We start from the raw sequence: 20,676 nt of genomic DNA on the forward strand, positions 1-20,676 counted from the left end.
ACTCAACAATCGACAAGGAGATCGGCCATGAAGCAGTCTCGCGTGGTTTCGGTGGCAGTAGCAGTAGCGGCGTCGTTCGGTCTGTTGTTGACCGCCGCGCCGGCGGCATACGCGCAGGACGCGGCGGCGTCCGCGCCGACGCAGAAGCAACTCGCCAAGGCGCAGAAGAAGGCGGCGCGCAAGGCGGCCCGCGCGCGGCACGCGTCGGACCTGAAGGCGATCGGCACCGGCAGCGGCTACCGGTTGACCGGCGATCAGAGCAACTATCCGCAGAATGCCGTGCAGAAGGCGCCCGCGACGAACGCGGCGCCGGCCGCGCCGGCTTCGGGCCAGTAACGGTCGAACGCGTGGCACAGCACGAACGGCGCCGGTCGAACCGGCGCCGTTCGTTCATCTGCGGAAGGGCAGGACGGCGGGCCCGCGAGCCCGCCGCGTTACGACGCGAGCTTGCTCGCGAGTTCCGCCACGTGCTTGCCCTGGTAGCGCGCGATGTCGAGTTCGTTCGCGCTCGGCTGGCGGCTGCCGTCCGCGCCCGCGAGCGTGGTCGCGCCGTACGGCGTGCCACCGGTGATTTCGTTCATGTTGACGAGGCCGCTGCACGCATACGGCACGCCCACGATCACCATCCCGTGATGCAGCAGCGTCGTGTGGAACGACGTGATCGTCGTTTCCTGGCCGCCGTGCTGCGTGCCGGTCGACGCGAACACGCTGCCGATCTTGCCGACGAGCGCGCCTTTCATCCATAGGCCGCCGGTCTGGTCGAGGAACGTGCGCATCTGGCCGGCCATGTTGCCGAAGCGGGTCGGCGTGCCGAAGATGATCGCATCGTAGTCGGCGAGTTCGTCCACCGTGGCGACCGGCGCGGCCTGGTCGACCTTCACGCCGATCGCGCGGGCCTGGTCGACGGGGATCGTTTCCGGCACGCGTTTGAGCGTGACCTCGACGCCGGGCACCGATTTCGCACCCTCGACGATGTGCTGCGCCATCGTTTCGACGTGCCCGTAGGACGAGTAGTACAGAACGAGAACCTTGGCCATGTTGCGAATCTCCGATTAAAAGGGCCCCGCGGTCAGCGGGGCCCGGTTTCCCGAACGGGCATCACGCCCATTCGGCCGTCACTTCGACCGGACGCAGATCGAACACCAGCACCTCGGCGTCCTTGCCGTCGGCGATCGTCAGCGCCTGTTCGCCGCGGATGCGTGCGCCGTCGCCTTCGCCGAGCGTCACGCCGTTGACCGTCACGCTGCCGCGCGCCACGTGCACGTAGGCAAAGCGGCTCGGATCAAGTTCCAGCGTAGTGCTTTCGTCGCCGTCGAACAGGCCCGCGTAAATCCGGGTGTCCTGCCGGATCTTCAGCGAACCGGCATCGCCGTTCGGCGACACGACGAGGGCGAGCTTGCCGCGCTTGTCGTCGGCCGCGACATTCGTCTGCTGATAGCGCGGCTCGGCGCCCTTTTCGGCCGGCCCGACCCAGATCTGCAGGAAGTGGACCGGCGTGTCCGGCGAGTGGTTGAACTCGCTGTGGCGCACGCCCGTGCCGGCGCTCATCAGTTGCACGTCGCCCGGCACGATCACCGAACCGGTGCCCATCGAGTCCTTGTGTTCCAGCGCGCCGTCGAGCACGTACGACAGGATTTCCATGTCGCGGTGCGGGTGCGTGCCGAAGCCGCGGCCCGGGGCGACGCGGTCGTCGTTGATCACGAGCAAGTCGGAGAAGCCGACTTGCTTCGGATCGTAGTAATTCGCGAACGAAAACGTATGACGGGAGCTGAGCCAGCCATGCTCCGCACGGCCACGTTGGTTTGCTGCACGGATATCGATCATGATTGTTTGTCCTTGAAGTCGCCGGACCTCGGAAGTGGGCTCGGCTGTTCGTTGAGATGAATCTTAGGTCAATCGATTTGACAAATAAATCGCTGCAGAGATAATGACTGTCGCTCTGGAGTGGACAATATGGAACTCAACGACCTGAGGATCTTCGTCGCGACCGTCGACGCAGGCAGTTTCACGGCGGCGGCCGATCAGCTGATGCTGTCCAAGCAGTTCGTCAGCCGGCGCACGATGGCGCTGGAGGCGTCGCTCGGCGTGCGGCTGCTGCATCGCAATACCCGCAATCTCGCGGTGACCGAATCGGGGCAGGAGTTTTATGCGCGCGCGCAGCGGATCCTCGCGGAGATCGCCGACGCCGAGCAGGCGATGTCGGTGCGCAGCACCGAGCTGCATGGTTCGCTGAAGATCAGCGCGCCGCTGTCGTTCGGGATCACGCACGTGTCGCCGCTGATCGCCGAATTCCTGTCCGCGCACCCGGCCGTGCGGCTGAACCTCGACCTGACCGACCGGCGCGTCGACCTGATCGGCGAGGGTTTCGACCTCGTGCTGCGGATCGGCTCGCTCGAGGATTCGACGCTGATCGCGCGTCCGCTCGGCGCGTGGCGGATGATCGCGTGCGCGAGCCCCGCTTACCTGAAGCGGCACGGCACGCCGCAGACGCCGGCCGATCTCGCCGGCCACACGTGCGTGCTGTACGGGCGCGAGCGGCGGGTCGGCTGGGAGTTCCGCGTCGACGGCGCGGCGCGCACGTTCGACGTGCAGGGGCCGCTCGTCGCGAACAACGGCGAAGTGGTGCGCGACGCCGCGATCGCGGGGCTCGGCATCGCGCTGCTGCCGCACTTCATCGTCGGCGCGGCGCTCGACAGCGGCGCGCTCGTACCGGTGCTCGACGCGTACGTGCCGCCGCCGATCACGCTCAATGCGGTGTTTCCGCAGCACCGGGAAGGGTTCGTCACGCTGCGCACGTTCATCGGGTTTCTCGCGGAACGGCTCGGGGAGCCGGCCGGGGCGGAGGCGAGCGCGGCGGGCCGGGTACGGTAGCCGGCCGCTTGCGGTGAATGGGGCGCGTAATCTCCGCAGAATTTGCGGAGATTATTGAGTGCTGCGGCGAATGGGTGGATAATCTCCGCATCATGAGCGGAGATTACACCTTCCTCTGGGAATCGGCCGACTGGCCGGCATGGCGCTTCGACCTTCCGGCCCTCGCCGCGCCGCTTGCCGACGTCAGCCGTGCGCAAGGCATGCTGGTCGGCCGACTGGCGGATGTCGGCCTGACATTGCGCGACGAGGCGAGCCTGGCCGCGCTGACGGAGGACGTCGTCAAGACCAGCGCGATCGAGGGCGAGAACCTGAATGTCGCATCGGTCCGGTTGTCGATCGCGCGCAGGCTCGGGGTCGACATCGGCGCGCTGGCGCCGGTCGATCGCCACGTCGAAGGCGTCGTCGACATGGTGCTGGATGCGACGACCCATTCGGCCGCACCGGTCACCGAAGCGCGGCTGTTCGGGTGGCATGCCGCGCTGTTTCCGACCGGCTATTCGGGGCTGTCGCGGATCACGGTCGGCGGATGGCGCACGGAGGCGAGCGGGCCGATGCAGGTGGTCTCCGGGCCGATCGGCCGGCAGCGCGTGCATTTCGAGGCGCCGCCGGCCGTACGCCTGACGCACGAGATCGCGCGCTTTCTCGCGTGGCTCAACGCGCCGCCGGCCGAGCCGTTGCTGATCCGGGCCGGGCTTGCCCATCTGTGGTTCGTCACGCTCCACCCGTTCGACGACGGCAACGGTCGTATCGCGCGCGCGCTCGGCGATCTGGTGCTGGCGCGCGCGGATCGAAGCCCGCAGCGTTTCTACAGCCTGTCCGCGCAGATCGAGCGCGAGCGCAACGCGTATTACGACGTGCTGGAGCGCACGCAGCGCGGCTCGCTCGACGTCACCGAGTGGCTCGCGTGGTTTCTGGATACGCTGGGTCGGGCCATCGATCATGCGCACACGACGCTCGATGCGGTGCTGATCAAGGCGCGCTTCTGGCAGCGATGCGCGGGCGTCGCGCTGAACGAACGCCAGGTCAAGGTCATGAATCGCCTGCTCGACGGCTTCGAAGGGAAGCTGACGACCACCAAGTGGGCCGCTCTCGCGAAATGCTCGCAAGACACGGCGCTGCGCGACATCACGGCGCTCGTCGAGCAGCGCATGTTGCGGCGCTCGGCGTCCGGCGGGCGGAGCACGAGTTATGAGCTGGTGCCGTTCGACGGCTGACGTCATTGTCGGCTCGTCTCGTCCTGCGCGCGAAAGGCGTCATGTGCGTGGCCGATGCAGCCGGTGCGATTGCCAGACGTGTGTGGCAGGTTGCGGCGCATCCGGTTCTCGTCGATGGAAGACGGCGGGCCCGCCACGCGTGACGGCGATCGCGTGATCGTGTGCGTCGGGATCATCGGTCGCGTGACGGAAACTGCGTTGCGCGACGGTATCGTGCGTTGCACTGCGGCAGGGTCGCCGACATTGGTTGCGACAACATCGAACGTCGATTGATCGGCGTCGCGCATTCGGGTTACGCTTCGCCGGGCGGCGCCATGCGTCGCATGCCGGGCCGGGCGTTTTTACCTCGAATGTCGCGTGCACGTAGCTTCTACGGATGCGCGACCCAGCGACGATCAAGCCGATGACCATTCACAACCGATCGAATCCGCGCGCACACGCTGCACGTTGCGCAAGCGGCAAGCGGAGCACGTACCTGTTATCCGTCGCGGCGGCCGTGCTGCTGATGTGGCTGCCGCCCGTCGCGTATGCGGCCGGCTTCGACTGCGCGAAGGCCGCGTCGCCGACCGAAAAAACGATCTGTGCGGACACTGCGTTGTCGAAGCTCGACGGCGATCTGTCGACAGCGTGGAAGCGGGCGCTCGCGAAGGGCGGCGATACGGCCGCGCTGAAGGCCGCGCAATTGAAGTGGCTCAAGCAACGCGACCAGTGCGGCAGCGATGCGTCGTGCCTGGGCGACCGCTACCGCGAACGGCTCGCGAGCCTGAACGGCATGCCGCTGGCCGCCGATCGCTGGCAGCAGACGTGGTATCTCGACAGCGACAACCCATCGTTCGGCGGTGTGCTGACGTTTACCGGCACGGTGCCGCGCCTGCATTTCGAGCTGAGCGCCAACAACGGCGCCCATGATGGCGGGCTCGACGGCAACATCGTGCTGCACGGTGACAGCGGAACCTATCGCCGGGACAAATGCCGGCTTGACTTCGACCGGAAGGGCGGACGCATCCGCGTCACGCAGCAGGGTGCCGATGTCGATTGCGACGCAGGTATGGGCGTCATGTACGCAGGCAACTACGTGACCGCCGCGCAGTCGCAGTCAAAGCCGCCGGCCGACCTGCTGAGCCTCAAGGTCGTCGCGGACGCACAGCAGAACGCGGCCGCGCACAAACTGCTCGGCGCCGACTATCAGACGCTCGTCGACGTGGTCAATCTCAGCGCCGACGAGAAGGACCTCGATGGCCTCAACGCACACGTGACGTCGTACTGGGTGCGCGGCATCGCGACGACGAACGCGGCGATCGTGATGCGCCGCGGCACCGATCTGTGGATCGGGCTGCTCGTGTTCGATGCGAAGAACAACGTCCGGATGCGTTACTACTCGAACGTGCCCGCGTGGAAGAAAACGGTGCCGAAGACGATCAACGCGTGGCACGACAATCTCGACAAGACGCTGCCGATCGACGTGACGCAGTAAACAGGGCGCTGCCCCGCTACGTCTTGTTCTTCCGCGCCGCGCGCGCCTGCGTCCGCGCCGGCGGCGCCGCCGATTCCCGTATGCGCAACTCGGGCTGGACCGCATGGCCGGACCCCGTGGCGCCGTTTTCGAGCGCGTCGAGCAACGCATGCGCAGCTTGACGCCCGATCGCGTCGGTGTCGACCCACATCGTCGTCAGCGGCGGCTGGATCTCGCGCGCGAGCGCGATGTCGTCGAACCCGGTGATCGACAACTGCGCGGGCACGTCGATGCCGAGCGCCTGCGCTTCGAGCAGCGCGCCTAGCGCGAGCGCGTCGTTGCCGCAGATCACGGCGGTCGGCCGCGTCGCCGCGTCGCTGCTGGCGATCGCGCGCAGGCTCGCGCGCCCGAACGCGATCGTGGCCGCGCCTTCGTGCTGATGCACGGGGCGCACCGCGAGCCCGTGCGCGGCCAGCGTGTCGTGAATGCCGCGCAGTCGGGCCTGCACGCGGTCGTTGTCTGTCGACGGCTGCATGATGATCGCGAAATCGCGATGACCGAGATCGAGCAGGTGCGTGGTGAGCCGCGCGAACGCCGCGCGGTTGTCGAAGCCGATGCAGCAGTGCGGGCTGTCGTCGCGGTACGCATACGTGACGACGTACGGCACGCGATGCATCGCAAGGAGTTCGAACAGTTCCGGCGGATACGCTTCGCCGACCAGCGACACCGCTTCGACGCCGCGCGACAGCATCGCGCGCACCTGCGCGAGCGCCTGCGCGGGGTCGTAGTTCGAGCAGCCGAGGAACAGCGTGATGCCGTGCTCGGCCATGACCGTCTGCATGCCGGCGACCTGCGACGCAAACACCTGATCGTCAAGGGTCGGAATGATCGCGCCCGTGATGTGGGTGCGCGTGGACGCGAGCGCGCGGCCGGCCGCATTCGGGATCCAGTTCAGCGCGAGCGCCGCGTCGCGCACGCGCTGCTGCACGTCGGCCGACACCTTGCCGGGATCGTTGTACACGCGCGAGACGGTCGCGGTCGACACGCCGGCCAGTTTCGCGACGTCGCCGAGCACCGAGCGGCCGCTGCCGCGGCGTGCGCGGGGCGTGCTCATCGGTTGCCTCCGCACGTGGCGACCGTGCCGCTGCCGTGTGCCGTCAGAAGCGTCATTGGCGTCATTGTTTACCCTCGATTCATGATGGCCCGCTTGCATTCTCGATCGAGCCTGCCAGAATGTAAGCGCTATCTTGCTGCTGATTCCCTATTATGTCAGACACTTTTCCAATCCGTATGGCGAAATTTTCCGAGACGACGGCCTTTTCGGTCATTTTGTCGGTCGCAAATGTAAGCGGTTACATCAAGCAATGAACGGCATCCCGTCACCGCGTATCGCCGTCGTCGGCAGCGTCAACATCGATCTCGTCACGCGCGCGCCGCGCCTGCCGGTGCCGGGCGAGACGCTGCTCGGCACGACGTTCGAGACCGTTCACGGCGGTAAGGGCGCGAACCAGGCGGTGGCGGCCGCGCGCCTCGGCGCGTCGGTCGCGATGATCGGCTGCGTCGGCGACGACGCGTTCGGTGCGCGCCTGCACGCCGCGCTGGCGGCGGAGCGCATCGACGTGACGCACCTGCACCGGATCGGCGGCACGGCGACCGGCGTCGCGACGATCACGGTCGACGACGGCGGTGCGAACAGCATCGTCGTCGTGCCGGGCGCGAACGCGTGCGTCGATGCCGACCGGATCGACGCGGCGCGCGACGCGATCGCCGAGGCCGCGCTGCTCGTGTGCCAGCTCGAAGTGCCGGTCGCCACCGTGGCGCGCGCGATTGCCAGCGCCAGCGCGCACCACACGCCGGTGTTGCTCAATCCCGCGCCCGCGCAGCCGCTCTTCGATGCATTGCTGGCGCGGGTCGACTATCTCGTCGTCAATGAAACCGAGGCCGAGTCGCTGACCGGCATCGCCGTCGGGGACGACGTGTCGGCCGCGCGCGCCGCCGAGGCGCTGTGCGCGAAGGGCGCCGGCAACGTGCTGGTCACGCTCGGCGCGCGCGGCGTCTGCTGGCGCGGCAGCGCAGGCAGCGGCCATCATCGTGCGATCGCGGTGGCGGCCGTCGATACGACCGCGGCCGGCGACACGTTCGTCGGCGGGTTTGCAGCCGCGCGGGCCGGCGGCGCGTCGATGGACGACGCAATCGGCTTCGGCCAGCGGGCGGCCGCGATCAGCGTCACGCGCCACGGCGCGCAGACGTCGATCCCGACGCGCGACGAGGTCATACGGTCGGACACCTGAATTCCGCATGCGACGGAACGGCCGAACCCGGCCCCTATCAGTGACATGGAGACAATCGACATGAACGACAACCCATCTGTTCCGCACGCGCCGCCCCGGATCCGGCGCGGTCAACGCATCGCGCTCGCGCTGTTGATGGCGAGCGGGATCGTCAACTATCTCGATCGCGGCACGCTGGCCGTCGCAAGTTCGGCGATCCGCGGCGATCTCGGCTTGTCGCTCGCGCAGATGGGGCTGCTGCTGTCGGCCTTCTCATGGAGCTATGCGCTGTGCCAGTTTCCGGTCGGCGGGCTGGTCGACCGCATCGGCCCGCGCCGGCTGCTCGGCATCGGGCTGATCGTCTGGTCGTTCGCGCAGGCGTCGGGCGGCCTCGTGTCCACGTTCGGGTGGTTCATCGTCGCGCGCATCGTGCTCGGCATCGGCGAGGCGCCGCAATTCCCGTCGGCCGCGCGCGTGGTGAGCAACTGGTTTCCGCTGCGGGCGCGCGGCACGCCGACCGGCATTTTCAATGCCGCGTCGCCGCTCGGTACCGCGCTTGCGCCGCTGCTGCTGTCGGTTCTCGTGGCCTCGTTCCATTGGCGCTGGGCGTTCGTCGTGACCGGGGCGCTCGGTCTCGTCGTCGCCGTCGTGTGGTTCGCGCTGTATCGCGATCCGGTGCGCGCGCAACTATCTACCGCCGAGCGCAATTATCTCGATGCCGATGCGCAAAGCGTCGCCGCCGCGCCGAAACTGACCTTCGTCGAATGGCGCAGCCTGTTCTCGCACGGCACGACCTGGGGGATGCTGATCGGCTTCTTCGGCTCCGTGTACCTGAACTGGGTGTACCTCACCTGGCTGCCGGGCTACCTGACGATGGAGCGGCACATGAGCCTGATTCGTACCGGATTCGCCGCATCGGTGCCGTTCCTGTGCGGGTTCGTCGGTTCGCTCGTCGCCGGCTGGCTGTCGGATTTCGTCACGCGCCGCAGCCGGTCGCCGGTCGTGAGCCGGCGCAACGCGGTGGTGGCCGCGATGCTCGGAATGGTCGCGTTCACGATTCCGGCCGCGCTCGTGCAGAGCAATACGGTTGCGCTCGCATGCATTTCGGTCGTGATCTTTCTCGCGAACGCGGCGTCGGCGTGCTCGTGGGCGCTCGCGACGGCGGCCGCACCGCCGAGCCGCATCGCGTCGCTCGGCGCAATCCAGAATTTCGGCGGCTTCATCGGCGGTGCGCTGGCGCCGATCCTGACCGGCATCATCGCGCAGAAGTGGTCGTTCGTGCCCGCGCTGCTCACCGCGGCGGCGATCGCGTTCGCCGGCGCGATGGCCTATCTGCTGCTCGTGCGCAAGCCGATTCCCGAACAGGCCGCGAACGCCGCGCCCGGACCGTTGCCGGCGTGATCGTGCAGCCTGCATTCGCATTCACTGAAGGAAGGAGAAACCGATGCAACATCCGCAGCAATCGAACGTGACCATCGAGGGGATCGTGCCGGTGATGCTGACGCCGTTCGACGACGCCGGCGCGATCGACTACGCCGGGCTCGAGCGGCTCATCGAATGGTATCTGGCGCACGGCTCGGATGCGTTGTTCGCGGTCGCGCAATCGAGCGAGATGCAGTTCCTGAGCCTGGCCGAACGCGCGGCGCTCGCGCGCTTCGTGGTCGAGCGCGTGGCCGGGCGCGTGCCGGTCGTCGCGTCGGGCCACATCAGCGACGATCTCGACGCGCAGGTCGCCGAACTGTGCGCGGCGGCCGAATCGGGCGCGCAGGGCGTCGTGCTCGTGACCAACCGGCTCGATCCGCAACGCAAGGGCAGCGCCGCGTTGCTCGACCATCTGCACCGGTTGCTCGCGCGACTGCCGTCGGATCTCCCGCTCGGCCTGTACGAATGTCCGGCGCCTTACCGGCGGCTTCTGTCGGATGACGAACTGCGCGCGTGCATCGACACGGGTCGGTTCGTGATGCTGAAGGACGTGAGCTGCGATCTCGCGACGGTGAAGCGGCGCGTCGCGCTTGCCGAGGGATCGCCGCTGAAGATCCTGAACGCGAACGCCGCGATCGCGTGGGACGCGATGAAGGCCGGCTCCGCCGGTTTCAACGGCGTGTTCACGAACTTCCATCCCGATCTCTACCGGTGGTTGCGCACGCAAGGCGAGTCGAATCCGGCGCTCGCCGACGAACTGTCGACGTTCCTCGTCGTCTCGGCGGTCTCGGAGGCGCTGGGCTACCCGGCGCTCGCGAAGCTGTATCACCAGCGGATCGGCACGTTCGGGTCGATCAAGTGCCGGGCGATCGACTACGACGTGCGCGAACGCTTCTGGGCGCTCGACGCGGTGCTCGACAAGATCGTCGCCGGTACCGAACATTTCCGCCGGCGGATCGCTGCGTTGTAACGGAGGACGCGTGTCACGCCAGTGGCGTGGCACGCGATCGCATCGCGTGCTGAGCACGTGGCTGGCACGCTCGTTGCCTGCTGGAACGATCCGTCTTGCACGATGCGTCGCAATCGCGGCGCCATCCAAACATCGCGATTCCCATCACGCCGGTGGCGGCAACGCGTACCGTCATACCGCTGCGCCGCCGTACCGCCGGCTGTCATTCGACGGCCATTCACCCCATCACGAACGCGAACCGCCCGAGATCCGCGAGCGCGGTGTCGACTATCAACTGATTCCGTAACGTAAAGGAGCTTCATCTTGCTGACAGACGGAGGCGGCGGCTTGCATGGCCAGCAGACGTCGTGTGACGGATCGATCCTCGCCGATTGTCCACTAATTCGAGACGGCGAATCACGTTTTGGCATATTGATGATTTCAGGCGTGACAGTAGACTGCACCCGTGCTTCGCCAGAACCGGTCCGGAGCGTGCCGCCAGTCGCGGCGCCACCGGACGGATTCTTCGGTGGCAGGCCAGATGGCTTGCCGTCCGATTGCGCGAAGAGCGATCCGTTGCCGGCATCGCGCGCCGATTGAGCGCGCAGCGGCACCGGACGCATCAAACCGTCAATTCAAGGGTGATTGCTATGCGTTACGTTTCGCTGGAGTCGAAGAAGGACGAGCTGCTGCTGGCCGCTCGCGTGCTGATGATGATCCTGTTCGTGCTGTTCGGCTGGCAGAAGCTGACCGGTTTCTCGGGCACGGTCGCGTACATGGCGTCGACCGGCAACCCGGCACCCGAGCTGGCGGCCGCGATCGCGGTGGCGGTCGAGCTGGTGGGCGGCGTGCTGATCGCGATCGGCTTCTATACGCGTCCGCTCGCGCTGGCGTTCGCCGCCTATACGCTCGCGACTGCGCTGATCGGCCATCGCTACTGGGCGCTGCAGGGAATGGAGCAGTACATGGCGATGATCAACTTCTACAAGAACGTGAGCATCGTCGGCGGGCTGCTGTTGCTCGCGTTGAGCGGGCCGGGGCGGTATTCGGTCGACCGGAAGTAACGCAGGGCGACGTTTCCGTTCGGTATCGGGAGCCCGGCGCGCGCGAGTGCGCCGGGTTTTGCCTTTTCGGGCGACGGAGAGATCGGTGCACATGTTCGCGACCGGATGCGAGCCAGTAGACCGAAGCGTTGCGCGGCGATCGTTCCTGCGATTCAATAGGCTCGATAATCCATTCGTTTCCCGTGATTGATCGCACCGATGCCAAACCCATCTCCGTCGACCCTGCACAAAACCATCCTCCTCATCGGCGCCTCCGGCCTGCTCGGCCGCGCGGTTGCGGCCTCCCTGGCTCGCGAATCGTCGCTGACGCTGCTGGCAACTATCCGGAACCCGCAAACCGCCGGCGCGAAACTGCTCGCGTTGCCGCCGGAAAACGTCGTCGAGCTCGACGTTCTCGATCAGCCGTCCCTAGAACGCGTTTTCGAAACTCACCGACCGGCAGCGGTGATTCTCTGCGCCGCCGAACGCCGCCCCGACGTCTGCGAACGCGACCCGGCCGCCGCCCGCGCCATCAACGTCACCGCACCGGCCCGCGTCGGCGCGCTTGCCGCGCGATACGGCGCATGGACGCTCGGCATCTCGACCGACTACGTCTTCGACGGCAAGGCAGCCCCCTACGGCGAGGACGCCGCCCCGAACCCGCTGAACATCTACGGCCGTACCAAACTGGAAGGCGAGGCCGCGCTGCTGGCCGCCTCGCCGCTGTCGTGCGTGCTGCGCCTGCCGCTGCTCTTCGGCCCGATCGCCGACTGGAGCGAATCGGCCGTCACGAGCCTCGTGCCGGCCGTCGTCGCGTCGGCGCGGCCGGGCGCCGACGCGGTCGGCATGGACGCATGGGCGATCCGTTACCCGACCTACACGCCCGACGTTGCGCAGGTCATCCACGACCTGACGCTGCGCCATCTCGCGGGTGAATCCGTCACGGGCATTCGCCATTGGTCGAGCGAGGAGCCGATGACGAAGTACGACATCGCGCAGCGTATCGCGGCCGCGCTCGGCATCGACGCGTCGCTCGCGCCGATCGCCCAGCCGACCGACGCGACGCCGCGCCCGTACGACTGCCATCTGGATGCCGCGCGCGTGCGCGCGCTCGGGATCGATTACGCGACGCCGTTCGATACTGCGTTGCGGTCCGTGCTGCGCGATGCGCCGCAGGCGCGGTAGGGTCGGCGTCCTTCACGGCTCACGATACCTCGCCGACATCCACTCGCCGATCGTCAGACGTGTTTCACGGTCGAGCGCAGCGGCGATCGAATTCAAAATTTGTCTAGTCATCCTTGAGATTCGATCAGTCGAATTGCACCAAACATGTGCCGGATTTCCCCGCAACGATGCACGCTAGACCCTTGAAATTAGGGGATTTCCCGCGTTTCCGCGGTTTTTATTGACCACGGCTTGCTTCGCTGTTTTTCTTCTTGCATGCTTGTATAGACAAATTCCTGAGGCGGCTTGCTGCACCGAAGGGATTGGCGAACCTCAACGCAAGGAGAAATCTCGTGAACGGCAAGCGCATCAAGTGGGCAATCAGGACGATCGGCGTCATCGCGGCTGCGGCGGCCACTCTGGCGGCACCGGTACAGGCCAAGGAATGGAAGACGGTGACGGTCGCGCTCGAAGGCGGCTACGCGCCGTGGAACCTCACGCTGCCGGGCGGCAAGCTCGGCGGTTTCGAGCCGGAACTGCTCGCCAACGTGTGCGAGCGGATCAAGGTGCAGTGCAACATGGTCGCGCAGGACTGGGACGGGATGATCCCCGGCCTGCAGGCCGGCAAGTTCGATATCCTGATGGATGCGATTTCCATCACGCCGGAGCGCGAAAAGATCCTGCTGTTCTCGCGTCCGTATGCGGCGACGCCGGCGACGTTCGCCGTCACCGATACGAAGATCCTGCCGAAGGCCGCGCCCGGCGCGCCGATCGTCAAGCTCACGGGCGACGCCAACGCGGACAAGCCGACCGTCGACACGCTGCGCAAGCAGCTGAAGGGCAAGACGATCGGTATCCAGTCGGGCACCGTCTACACGAAATTCATCAACGACAGCTTCAAGGACATCGCGTCGATCCGCGTGTACAAGACGTCGCCCGAACGCGATCTCGATCTGGTCGCGGGGCGCATCGATGCATCGTTCGACGACGTCACGTACTACGCGGCGAACAACGCGAAGAAGGACAACGCATCGATCGTGCTCGCGGGGCCGAAGCTCGGCGGCCCGATCTGGGGGCCGGGCGAGGGGCTCGCGTTTCGCAAGCAGGATGCCGACCTGAAGACGAAGTTCGATACGGCGATCGCCGCGGCGCTCGCGGACGGCACCGTGAAGAAGCTCGCCGACAAGTGGTTCAAGACCGACGTCACGCCGTAAGCGCACGTTCGGTCGCCGCCGCGTAAGGTCGTCGAACGACGCGCGGCGGCATGCATTCAGCCGGATTCACTCAACGCATGCAGGGAGGCACGCATGGAGATTCTTGAAATGCTCGGCTTCGGTACCGAAGGCTGGGGCGGTGTGCTGCTTCTCGCCGCATTGATGACGGTCGCGCTGACGCTCGCGGCGCTCGCGGTCGGCGCGGTGATCGGCGCGGCGATCGCGGCGGCGAAGCTGTCGCGCTACCGCACCCTGCGCCTGCTCGGCGATCTGTATACGACGGTATTTCGCGGCGTGCCCGAACTGCTCGTCATCTATCTGTTCTACTTCGGCGGCTCGACGCTCGTGACGGCCGTCGGCCAGTGGTTCGGCGCGGAAGGCTTCATCGGCGTGCCGCCGTTCGTGATCGGCGCGCTCGCGGTCGGGATGATCTCGGGCGCCTATCAGGCGGAGGTCTATCGCGCGGCGGTGCTCGCGGTGTCGAAGGGCGAACTCGAAGCGGCGCGCTCGATCGGCATGCCGCGCAGCATGGTGCTGCGGCGCATCCTGGTGCCGCAGGTGCTGCGCTTCGCGCTGCCCGGTATCGGCAACGTGTGGCAACTGAGCCTGAAGGACTCCGCACTGATCTCGGTCACCGGTCTTGCCGAGTTGCTGCGCACGAGCCAGATCGCCGCCAATTCGACGCACCAGTACTTCGTGTTCTTCGTCGCGGGCGGTGCGCTGTATCTGCTGATGACGGGCTTGTCGAACCGCGTGTTCAACCGGGCGGAAGCGATCGTCGGCCGGTCGTTCCGCCGCAATTTCGCGCGCAACTGACGGAGAACGGGCATGTCCATCGATTTCGCATTTCTCGTCGATACGCTGCGCCAGCTGCTCGCGGCCGTACCGACCACGCTCGGCCTGTTCTTCGCATCGCTCGTGCTCGGCGGCCTGCTGTCGCTCGTGATCGTCACGATGCGCGTGTCGCCGAGCTGGCTGCCGAACCGCTTCGCGCGCGCCTACATCCTGGTGTTTCGCGGCTCGCCGCTGCTGATCCAGATGTTCCTCGTGTATTACGGGCTCGGCCAGTTCGGCGTGATCCGCGACAGCTTCATGTGGCCGGTGCTGCGCGAGCCGTACGTCTGCGCGGTGCTGTCGCTGGCGCTGTGCACGGCCGGCTATACGGCCGAAATCCTGCGCGGCGGGTTGATGGCCGTACCGGTCGGGCAGATCGAGGCCGGCTATTCGATCGGCCTGTCGGGCTTCGCGCTGCTGCGGCGCGTGATCGGTCCGATCGCGCTGCGCCAGTGCCTGCCCGCGTACTCGACCGAGGCCGTGCTGCTCGTCAAGTCGACCGCGCTGGCGAGCCTCGTCACGGTGTGGGAAGTGACGGGCGTCGCGCAGCAGATCATTCAGCAAACCTACCGGACGACCGAGGTGTTCGTCTGCGCGGCCCTCATCTATCTGGGCCTGAACTTCATCGTCGTGCGCCTGCTCGGCGCGCTCGAATGGCGGCTCTCCGGGCACCTGCGTGCGCCGAAGCCGTCCGGTGCGTCCGCCGCGGCGGCGCGCAATCCTCAGCGCGCCGCCTCCTGAGCGCCCGGTCCTTTCAAAGAGAATCCGATGAACACCACTGCTCCCGTTGCGCTGTCGGTCAGAAACATCCACAAGTCGTTCGGCGATCATCACGTGTTGAAGGGCATTTCGCTCGACGCGCACGAGGGTGACGTCATCTCGATCCTCGGCGCGAGCGGATCGGGCAAGAGCACGTTCCTGCGCTGCCTGAACCTGCTCGAGACGCCCGACGACGGCTCCGTCGCGCTCGCGGGCGAAGAACTGGCGATGAAGCGCGCGCGCGACGGCAAGCTGCATCCGAGCGACCGGCGCCAGGTCGACCGGATTCGCTCGCAGCTCGGGATGGTGTTTCAGAACTTCAACCTGTGGTCGCACATGACGGTGCTCGACAACCTCGTCGAGGGGCCGCTGCGCGTGCAGAAGCGCAGTCGCGCGGAAGCGGTGGAGGAGGCTGAGGCGCTGCTCGCACGCGTCGGTCTCGCGGACAAGCGCGGCTACTATCCCGCACACCTGTCGGGCGGCCAGCAGCAACGCGTCGCGATTGCCCGCGCGCTGGCGATGCATCCGAAGGTGATGCTGTTCGACGAACCGACGTCGGCGCTCGACCCGGAGCTGGTCGGCGAGGTGCTGCGCGTGATGCGCTCGCTCGCGGAAGAGGGGCGCACGATGCTGGTCGTCACGCATGAAATGGGTTTCGCGCGCCACGTGTCGAATCGCGTGATGTTCCTGCATCAGGGCGAGGTCGATACGGACGGGACGCCCAATGAAGTGTTCGGCGGGCAGACCTCCGAGCGCTTCCGGCAATTCGTGTCGAGCCACCACGACCGCACCACGAACTGAGGCTGCCATGACCGTATTCCGTGCGGCGCAGCCGCTTGACTGGCGGCAGGTGGCGGCGGTGGCGGCCGGCGAGCCGCTGGCGTTGGCCGACGATGCGCGCGCGCGGGTCGTGGCCGCTCGCGAACTCGTCGACGAGATCGTCGCGCGCGGGATTCGCGCCTATGGCGTCAATACCGGCGTTGGCGCGCTGTGCGACGTGATCGTATCGCCGGCCCAGCAGAGCACGCTGTCGCACAACATCCTGATGAGTCATGCGGTAGGCGTCGGCATGCCGCTCGGCGCGGCCGAAACGCGCGCGATCATCGCGGCCGCGATCAACAACTATGCGCACGGTCATTCGGGTGTACGGGCCGACGTCGTCGAACAGCTCGTCGCGCTGCTGGAGCACGATTGCCTGCCCGAAGTGCCGGCGCACGGCTCGGTCGGGTACCTGACTCACATGGCGCACGTCGCGCTCGTCTGCGTCGGGCACGGCCATGCGCGCCATCGCGGCGAACGCGTGCGCGGCGACGAGGCGCTGCGGCGCATCGGCCGCGAACCGCTCGTCCTCGGTGCGAAGGAGGGGTTGAGCCTCGTCAACGGGACGCCGTGCGTCACGGGGCTGGCCGCGCTCGCGCTGGTTCGCGCCGAACGGTTGCTCGACTGGGCCGACTGGATCGCGGCGATGAGCTTCGAGAACCTCGGCGGGCAGCTCGCCGCATTCGATCCGGCTTCGCTCGCGCTGCGGATTTCGCCCGGTATCGGGCAGGTCGGCGCCCGTTTGCGTGCATTGCTGGCGGACAGCGGCATGCTCGTCGCGGCGAGCGGCCGGCATACGCAGGATCCGCTCAGCCTGCGCACGATTCCGCACGTGCACGGCGCGGCGCGCGACGTGTTCGACGTCACGGCGGAGGTCGTCGATCGCGAACTCGCGTCCGTCACCGACAATCCGATCGTCGCCGGCACGCGGGAGGCGCCGGCCGTGCATTCGCAGGCGCATGCGGTCGGCGCGGGCATCGCGCTCGCGATGGACAGCCTCGCGGCGGCGATGGCCCAGGTCGCGGCGATCGCGGAGCGGCGTCTCGACCGGCTCGTGAATCCGCTCGTCAGCGGGCTGCCGGCGTTTCTTGCCGCGCCGGGCGGCAGTTGCTCGGGGTTCATGATCGCGCAGTACACGGCGGTCGCGCTGGTCGCGCAGAATCAGCGGCTTGCCGCGCCGGCGAGCCTCGACGGCGGTATCACGTCGGGGCTGCAGGAAGATCACCTGTGTCACGCGACGCCGGCCGCGCTGAAGGCGCTCGACATCATCGAGAATACGACGCGCGTGCTCGCGATCGAGCTGCTGGCCGCCGCGCAGGCGTACGACCTGCAGCCGGCCGAAACGGCGCGGGCCGCATCGACCGACGCGCTGTGGCGGCAGGTGCGCGAACGCGTGCCGGCGTATCACGACGACCGGCCGCTCGCGGACGATATCGCGATCGCGGCCGGCATCGTCGCCGGTGCGCCGCCGTCGTTGCAGTGACGACGGTCGAGGACGGGCCGATCACCCCACATTCATCCGGTCGAGGGCGCATGAGCGAAACGGAACGCAGACTTTCCGCACGGCCTGCGAAGGCATCGGTCGACACCGTACCGGCGCGGGCGCTGCCGGCCTATCAGCAGATCAAGCGCTACGTCGTCGAGCGGATCGCGAAGGGCGACTGGAAGCCCGGCGCCGCGATCCCGACCGAGGCGGAACTGGTCAAGGAATTCGGCGTGGCCCGGATGACGGTGTCGCGCGCGCTGCGCGAACTGACGGCCGAGCGCGTGCTGACGCGCATCCAGGGCGCCGGCACGTTCGTCGAGCGCCGGCATTACGAATCGACGGTGCTGGAGATCCGCAACATCGCGGACGAGATCGCCGAGCGCGGCCATCGGCACAGTGCGCGCGTGCTGATGATCGAGCGCAGCGTCGACCCGGATGCGATCGACGCGCTCGGACTGCGCGCGGGGCCCGTGTTTCATTCGCGGATCGTGCATTACGAGGAGGACGAACCGATCCAGTTCGAGGATCGCTACGTCAATCCGGCCTTGTTTCCCGCGTATCTGGAGCAGGACTTCACGATCGAGACGCCGAACCATTACATGGTGCGACTGGCGCCGATCCAGCGTGCGGAGTTCCAGATCTACGCGGAGAAGCCCAATGCGCAGGTGCGCCGGCATCTCGTGATGGAAATCGGTGAACCGTGTCTGCTGCTGCGACGCCGGACGTGGGTCGGCGAGCAGGTCGCCACGTCGGTCAGGCTGTGGCATCCGGCGTCGCGGTTTCATCTGGCGGGCAACATGTAGGGAAGCAGGGTGGCGCTGGGCGGAGCGGGCCGTTTGCCGCTTCGGCCGGCGCGTCGGGAAATCGGGCGACCGCATCGCGATGCCGCCGCGCATCGCGCGTCGTCCGGCTCGATTTGACACCTGGCGTCGTCGCCGATTAAAGTCGCGACGCGGGGCGGCGGGTCAAGCACACGCCCGGAACAGGCAGCCGATGTTCCAGGACTACGGGGCTACCCCGTGGATCAGATCGATACGCCGATGCGTCGCAAGTGCGCATGTTGCGCGTTGCGCAACGACTGCACTCGCAGTACCAGCCACGTTGGCTCATCGTCCCGCCCCTCTTCGTCCATGCACTCATCCCTGCGCGACACCACCCGTACGATTGCCGACGCGATGCTCGCCGGTTCGCCCGAGCGCGACGGCGTCGTCGCGCGGATGGCGGCCGTGCTCGGCGACGCGCCGCCGTGGACGTACGAATGCGCGGACGTCGCGCTCGTCCGCTTCGCCGCGAACTGGGCCGATACCGACACCGACGTGCTCGCGGCGGTCCTTGCCGACGCGCCCGCGTTCGTGCGTGCATGGTATGGCGACCGTCGGCCGGCGGTGGTCCGCATCGTGCGCCGGCCGCTGGTCCAGCGACCGCCGCCGGCGCCGCTCGCCGGCTGCGACGTGCCGCAATGGCCGACGCCCGGCGATCTCGCCGGCTGGCTCGGCATCAGCACGCCGGCACTCGACTGGCTGTCCGATCATTGGCGCGTCGACGCGCGCGGCAGCGCCACGCCGCTGCATCACTACACGTACGTCTCGGTCGACAAGCGCAGCGGCGGGTGCCGCCTCGTCGAAATCCCGAAGGGGCGGCTGCGCGAAGCGCAGCGTCGGATCCTGCACGAGCTGCTCGATCGCATCGCGCCGCATGGCGCGGTACACGGTTTTCGCAAGGGGCACGGGATCGTGTCGTTCGCGGCGCCGCATGCGGATCGCGACGTCGTCGTGCGCTTCGACCTCGCGGATTTCTTCGTGTCGGTGCGCGCCGCGCGCGTCCATGCGCTGTTCGCGACGCTCGGGTATCCGGCCGAAGTCGCGCGCACGCTCACCGGGCTGTGCACCAATCGCGTGCCGTCGGCACGGCTGCTCGCGCCGGACCTGCGCGACCGGTTCGACTGGATCGGCCGCCAGCGCTATCGCGAACGGCATCTGCCGCAGGGTGCGCCGACGTCGCCGGCGCTCGCGAACCTGTGCGCGTTCCGGTTCGACATGCGGCTCGCCGCGCTCGCGCGTTCGCTCGATGCGACCTACACGCGCTATGCGGACGATCTCGCGTTTTCCGGCGGCGATGCGCTGGCGCGCGACGTCGAGCGGCTGCAAATCCGGGTCGCCGCGATCGCATTCGAGGAAGGCTTCGCGCTGCAATTGCGCAAGACGCGCGTGATGCCGCGCGGCACGCGGCAGCAACTGGCCGGCGTGGTCGTCAACCGCCATCCGAACCTGGCGCGCGACGCGTTCGATCGCCTGAAGGCCATCCTGACCAACTGCATCCGGCATGGCCCGGCGTCGCAGAATCGCGACGCGCATCCGGATTTTCGCGCGCATCTGGCCGGACGCGTCGCGCATGCGACCGCGCTGAATGCGGCGCGCGGCGCGAAGCTGCGTACGCTGTTCGACCGGATCGCGTGGGGCGCCGGCAGCGAAAACCGCTGAACCGTCGGGCCCGAATCGACTCCGGTCAGCGACTTCTGCAACACGACGCCGCGCACTGCTATCATTCGCGCCATGCCGCGCCCGTGTCAGGGGCGGCGAATCACTTGCCGCCGCCGTTCGTCCCGTGCATGCGTACGCGGCGTGCCGCCCGTTGCCGGCCTGGTCCTGCCTGTCAGTGACGCACGACGTCGTTTGGTGCGCGTCGCGCAAATCATGCCGGCTCAGGTGGACGATTCACCGATTTGACAGCCCCTATAGGCGGAACTTCGTGGTAGGTTCGGCCATCGGAGCTTTTTGCAAAAACATGCCCAAAGAGGATGAATACATGACCCAGGCCCTGCAGGAACTCGAAGCACAACTTCGGGACCTGAACATCAAGCTGTCAGAGGCGAAGCAGAAGGAGAAGCAAGCCGCGCTCGCGGCCTTCAAGGAACAGGTCGAACTGTTGGGAATTTCGCAGCAGGAAGTGCTGAGCGCGCTCGGCTACATCGTCCAGCGCAAGCGCAAGGCGCCTGCCAAGTACTACGATCCGTCGACCGGCCGCTCATGGTCCGGGCGCGGCCCGCGGCCGAAATGGCTCGAAGGCAAGGATCTCGACACGCTCGCCGTCGACCGCGAGGCGAGGACCTGGTGGCCGGGCGACGATCAGGGCTGAAGCCCGCCGCGCCGCAAGGCCATCCGGCGCCGGCCGGTTCGCG

21 protein-coding genes are annotated in these 20,676 nt (G+C 67.4%); 17 read left to right on the plus strand and 4 right to left on the minus strand.

Going from position 1 to position 20,676, the window contains the following annotated elements; all coding sequences use genetic code 11:
- Positions 1-27 precede the first annotated feature (27 nt).
- On the plus strand, positions 28-336 hold the full coding sequence (locus J8I35_RS00280) for a hypothetical protein (RefSeq protein WP_089490137.1): 309 nt from the start codon (positions 28-30) through the stop codon (positions 334-336).
- 98 nt (positions 337-434) lie between these two features.
- On the opposite strand, the gene wrbA is transcribed toward J8I35_RS00280, so the two are convergent.
- Both wrbA and J8I35_RS00290 read right to left on the minus strand, forming a co-directional pair.
- Positions 435-1,037 (minus strand): NAD(P)H:quinone oxidoreductase, encoded by a 603-nt coding sequence (gene wrbA / locus J8I35_RS00285; protein ID WP_012337108.1) that lies wholly within the window; start codon positions 1,035-1,037, stop codon positions 435-437.
- 61 nt (positions 1,038-1,098) lie between these two features.
- On the minus strand, positions 1,099-1,824 hold the full coding sequence (locus J8I35_RS00290) for a pirin family protein (RefSeq protein WP_050015583.1): 726 nt from the start codon (positions 1,822-1,824) through the stop codon (positions 1,099-1,101).
- Between the two features lie 129 nt (positions 1,825-1,953).
- On the opposite strand from J8I35_RS00290, the gene J8I35_RS00295 reads away from it, so the two are divergent.
- Positions 1,954-2,871, plus strand: coding sequence for a LysR family transcriptional regulator (locus J8I35_RS00295; protein WP_089490136.1), 918 nt, complete (start codon positions 1,954-1,956; stop codon positions 2,869-2,871).
- A 92-nt stretch (positions 2,872-2,963) separates the two neighbouring features.
- A complete protein-coding gene (locus J8I35_RS00300; RefSeq protein ID WP_209924181.1) occupies positions 2,964-4,085 on the plus strand; it encodes a Fic family protein in 1,122 nt (373 codons plus the stop codon).
- A 2-nt stretch (positions 4,086-4,087) separates the two neighbouring features.
- Here J8I35_RS00300 and J8I35_RS00305 read toward each other — a convergent pair whose 3' ends face one another.
- On the minus strand, positions 4,088-4,372 hold the full coding sequence (locus tag J8I35_RS00305; RefSeq protein ID WP_209924182.1) for a hypothetical protein: 285 nt from the start codon (positions 4,370-4,372) through the stop codon (positions 4,088-4,090).
- Between the two features lie 116 nt (positions 4,373-4,488).
- Between J8I35_RS00305 and J8I35_RS00310 the strand changes: the two genes are divergently transcribed.
- The gene (locus J8I35_RS00310) at positions 4,489-5,559 is read left to right on the plus strand and encodes a lysozyme inhibitor LprI family protein (RefSeq protein ID WP_080334320.1); all 1,071 of its coding nucleotides are present in this window, start codon (positions 4,489-4,491) and stop codon (positions 5,557-5,559) included.
- A gap of 16 nt (positions 5,560-5,575) precedes the next feature.
- Here J8I35_RS00310 and J8I35_RS00315 read toward each other — a convergent pair whose 3' ends face one another.
- Positions 5,576-6,652 carry a LacI family DNA-binding transcriptional regulator gene (locus tag J8I35_RS00315; RefSeq protein WP_050015578.1) on the minus strand — a complete coding sequence of 359 codons (1,077 nt, stop codon included), beginning with the start codon at positions 6,650-6,652 and terminating at the stop codon, positions 5,576-5,578.
- Between the two features lie 250 nt (positions 6,653-6,902).
- Between J8I35_RS00315 and rbsK the strand changes: the two genes are divergently transcribed.
- The 13 genes from rbsK (at position 6,903) to J8I35_RS00380 (ending at position 20,633) form a co-directional block, all read left to right on the plus strand.
- Entirely contained in the window at positions 6,903-7,829 is a 927-nt protein-coding gene (rbsK, locus tag J8I35_RS00320; protein ID WP_050015576.1) for a ribokinase, read from the plus strand.
- 60 nt (positions 7,830-7,889) lie between these two features.
- On the plus strand, positions 7,890-9,209 hold the full coding sequence (locus tag J8I35_RS00325) for an MFS transporter (protein WP_050015698.1): 1,320 nt from the start codon (positions 7,890-7,892) through the stop codon (positions 9,207-9,209).
- 43 nt (positions 9,210-9,252) lie between these two features.
- On the plus strand, positions 9,253-10,200 hold the full coding sequence (locus tag J8I35_RS00330; protein ID WP_124555142.1) for a dihydrodipicolinate synthase family protein: 948 nt from the start codon (positions 9,253-9,255) through the stop codon (positions 10,198-10,200).
- A gap of 629 nt (positions 10,201-10,829) precedes the next feature.
- Complete coding sequence (locus J8I35_RS00335; RefSeq protein ID WP_050016574.1) at positions 10,830-11,243, plus strand: DoxX family protein; 414 nt, start codon at positions 10,830-10,832, stop codon at positions 11,241-11,243.
- A 198-nt stretch (positions 11,244-11,441) separates the two neighbouring features.
- On the plus strand, positions 11,442-12,407 hold the full coding sequence (locus J8I35_RS00340) for an SDR family oxidoreductase (RefSeq protein ID WP_209924183.1): 966 nt from the start codon (positions 11,442-11,444) through the stop codon (positions 12,405-12,407).
- Between the two features lie 332 nt (positions 12,408-12,739).
- Entirely contained in the window at positions 12,740-13,600 is an 861-nt protein-coding gene (locus J8I35_RS00345) for a transporter substrate-binding domain-containing protein (RefSeq protein WP_050016577.1), read from the plus strand.
- Positions 13,601-13,693: 93 nt separating this feature from the next.
- The gene (locus tag J8I35_RS00350; protein WP_050016578.1) at positions 13,694-14,416 is read left to right on the plus strand and encodes an ABC transporter permease subunit; all 723 of its coding nucleotides are present in this window, start codon (positions 13,694-13,696) and stop codon (positions 14,414-14,416) included.
- Positions 14,417-14,428: 12 nt separating this feature from the next.
- Positions 14,429-15,175: an ABC transporter permease subunit gene (locus tag J8I35_RS00355; protein WP_050016580.1), complete on the plus strand. Its 747-nt coding sequence runs from the start codon at positions 14,429-14,431 to the stop codon at positions 15,173-15,175.
- Positions 15,176-15,202: 27 nt separating this feature from the next.
- Entirely contained in the window at positions 15,203-15,994 is a 792-nt protein-coding gene (locus tag J8I35_RS00360) for an ATP-binding cassette domain-containing protein (RefSeq protein ID WP_050016582.1), read from the plus strand.
- A gap of 7 nt (positions 15,995-16,001) precedes the next feature.
- Positions 16,002-17,495 carry a histidine ammonia-lyase gene (gene hutH, locus J8I35_RS00365; protein WP_050016584.1) on the plus strand — a complete coding sequence of 498 codons (1,494 nt, stop codon included), beginning with the start codon at positions 16,002-16,004 and terminating at the stop codon, positions 17,493-17,495.
- Between the two features lie 50 nt (positions 17,496-17,545).
- On the plus strand, positions 17,546-18,301 hold the full coding sequence (gene hutC, locus J8I35_RS00370; RefSeq protein WP_124555139.1) for a histidine utilization repressor: 756 nt from the start codon (positions 17,546-17,548) through the stop codon (positions 18,299-18,301).
- A gap of 327 nt (positions 18,302-18,628) precedes the next feature.
- Positions 18,629-19,978: a reverse transcriptase family protein gene (locus J8I35_RS00375; protein WP_209924474.1), complete on the plus strand. Its 1,350-nt coding sequence runs from the start codon at positions 18,629-18,631 to the stop codon at positions 19,976-19,978.
- Between the two features lie 325 nt (positions 19,979-20,303).
- A complete protein-coding gene (locus J8I35_RS00380; RefSeq protein ID WP_050016590.1) occupies positions 20,304-20,633 on the plus strand; it encodes an H-NS histone family protein in 330 nt (109 codons plus the stop codon).
- Positions 20,634-20,676 lie beyond the last annotated feature (43 nt).

The sequence above is a fragment of the Burkholderia sp. CpTa8-5 genome, assembly GCF_017815045.1.
Taxonomy (GTDB): Bacteria; Pseudomonadota; Gammaproteobacteria; order Burkholderiales; family Burkholderiaceae; genus Burkholderia; species Burkholderia sola.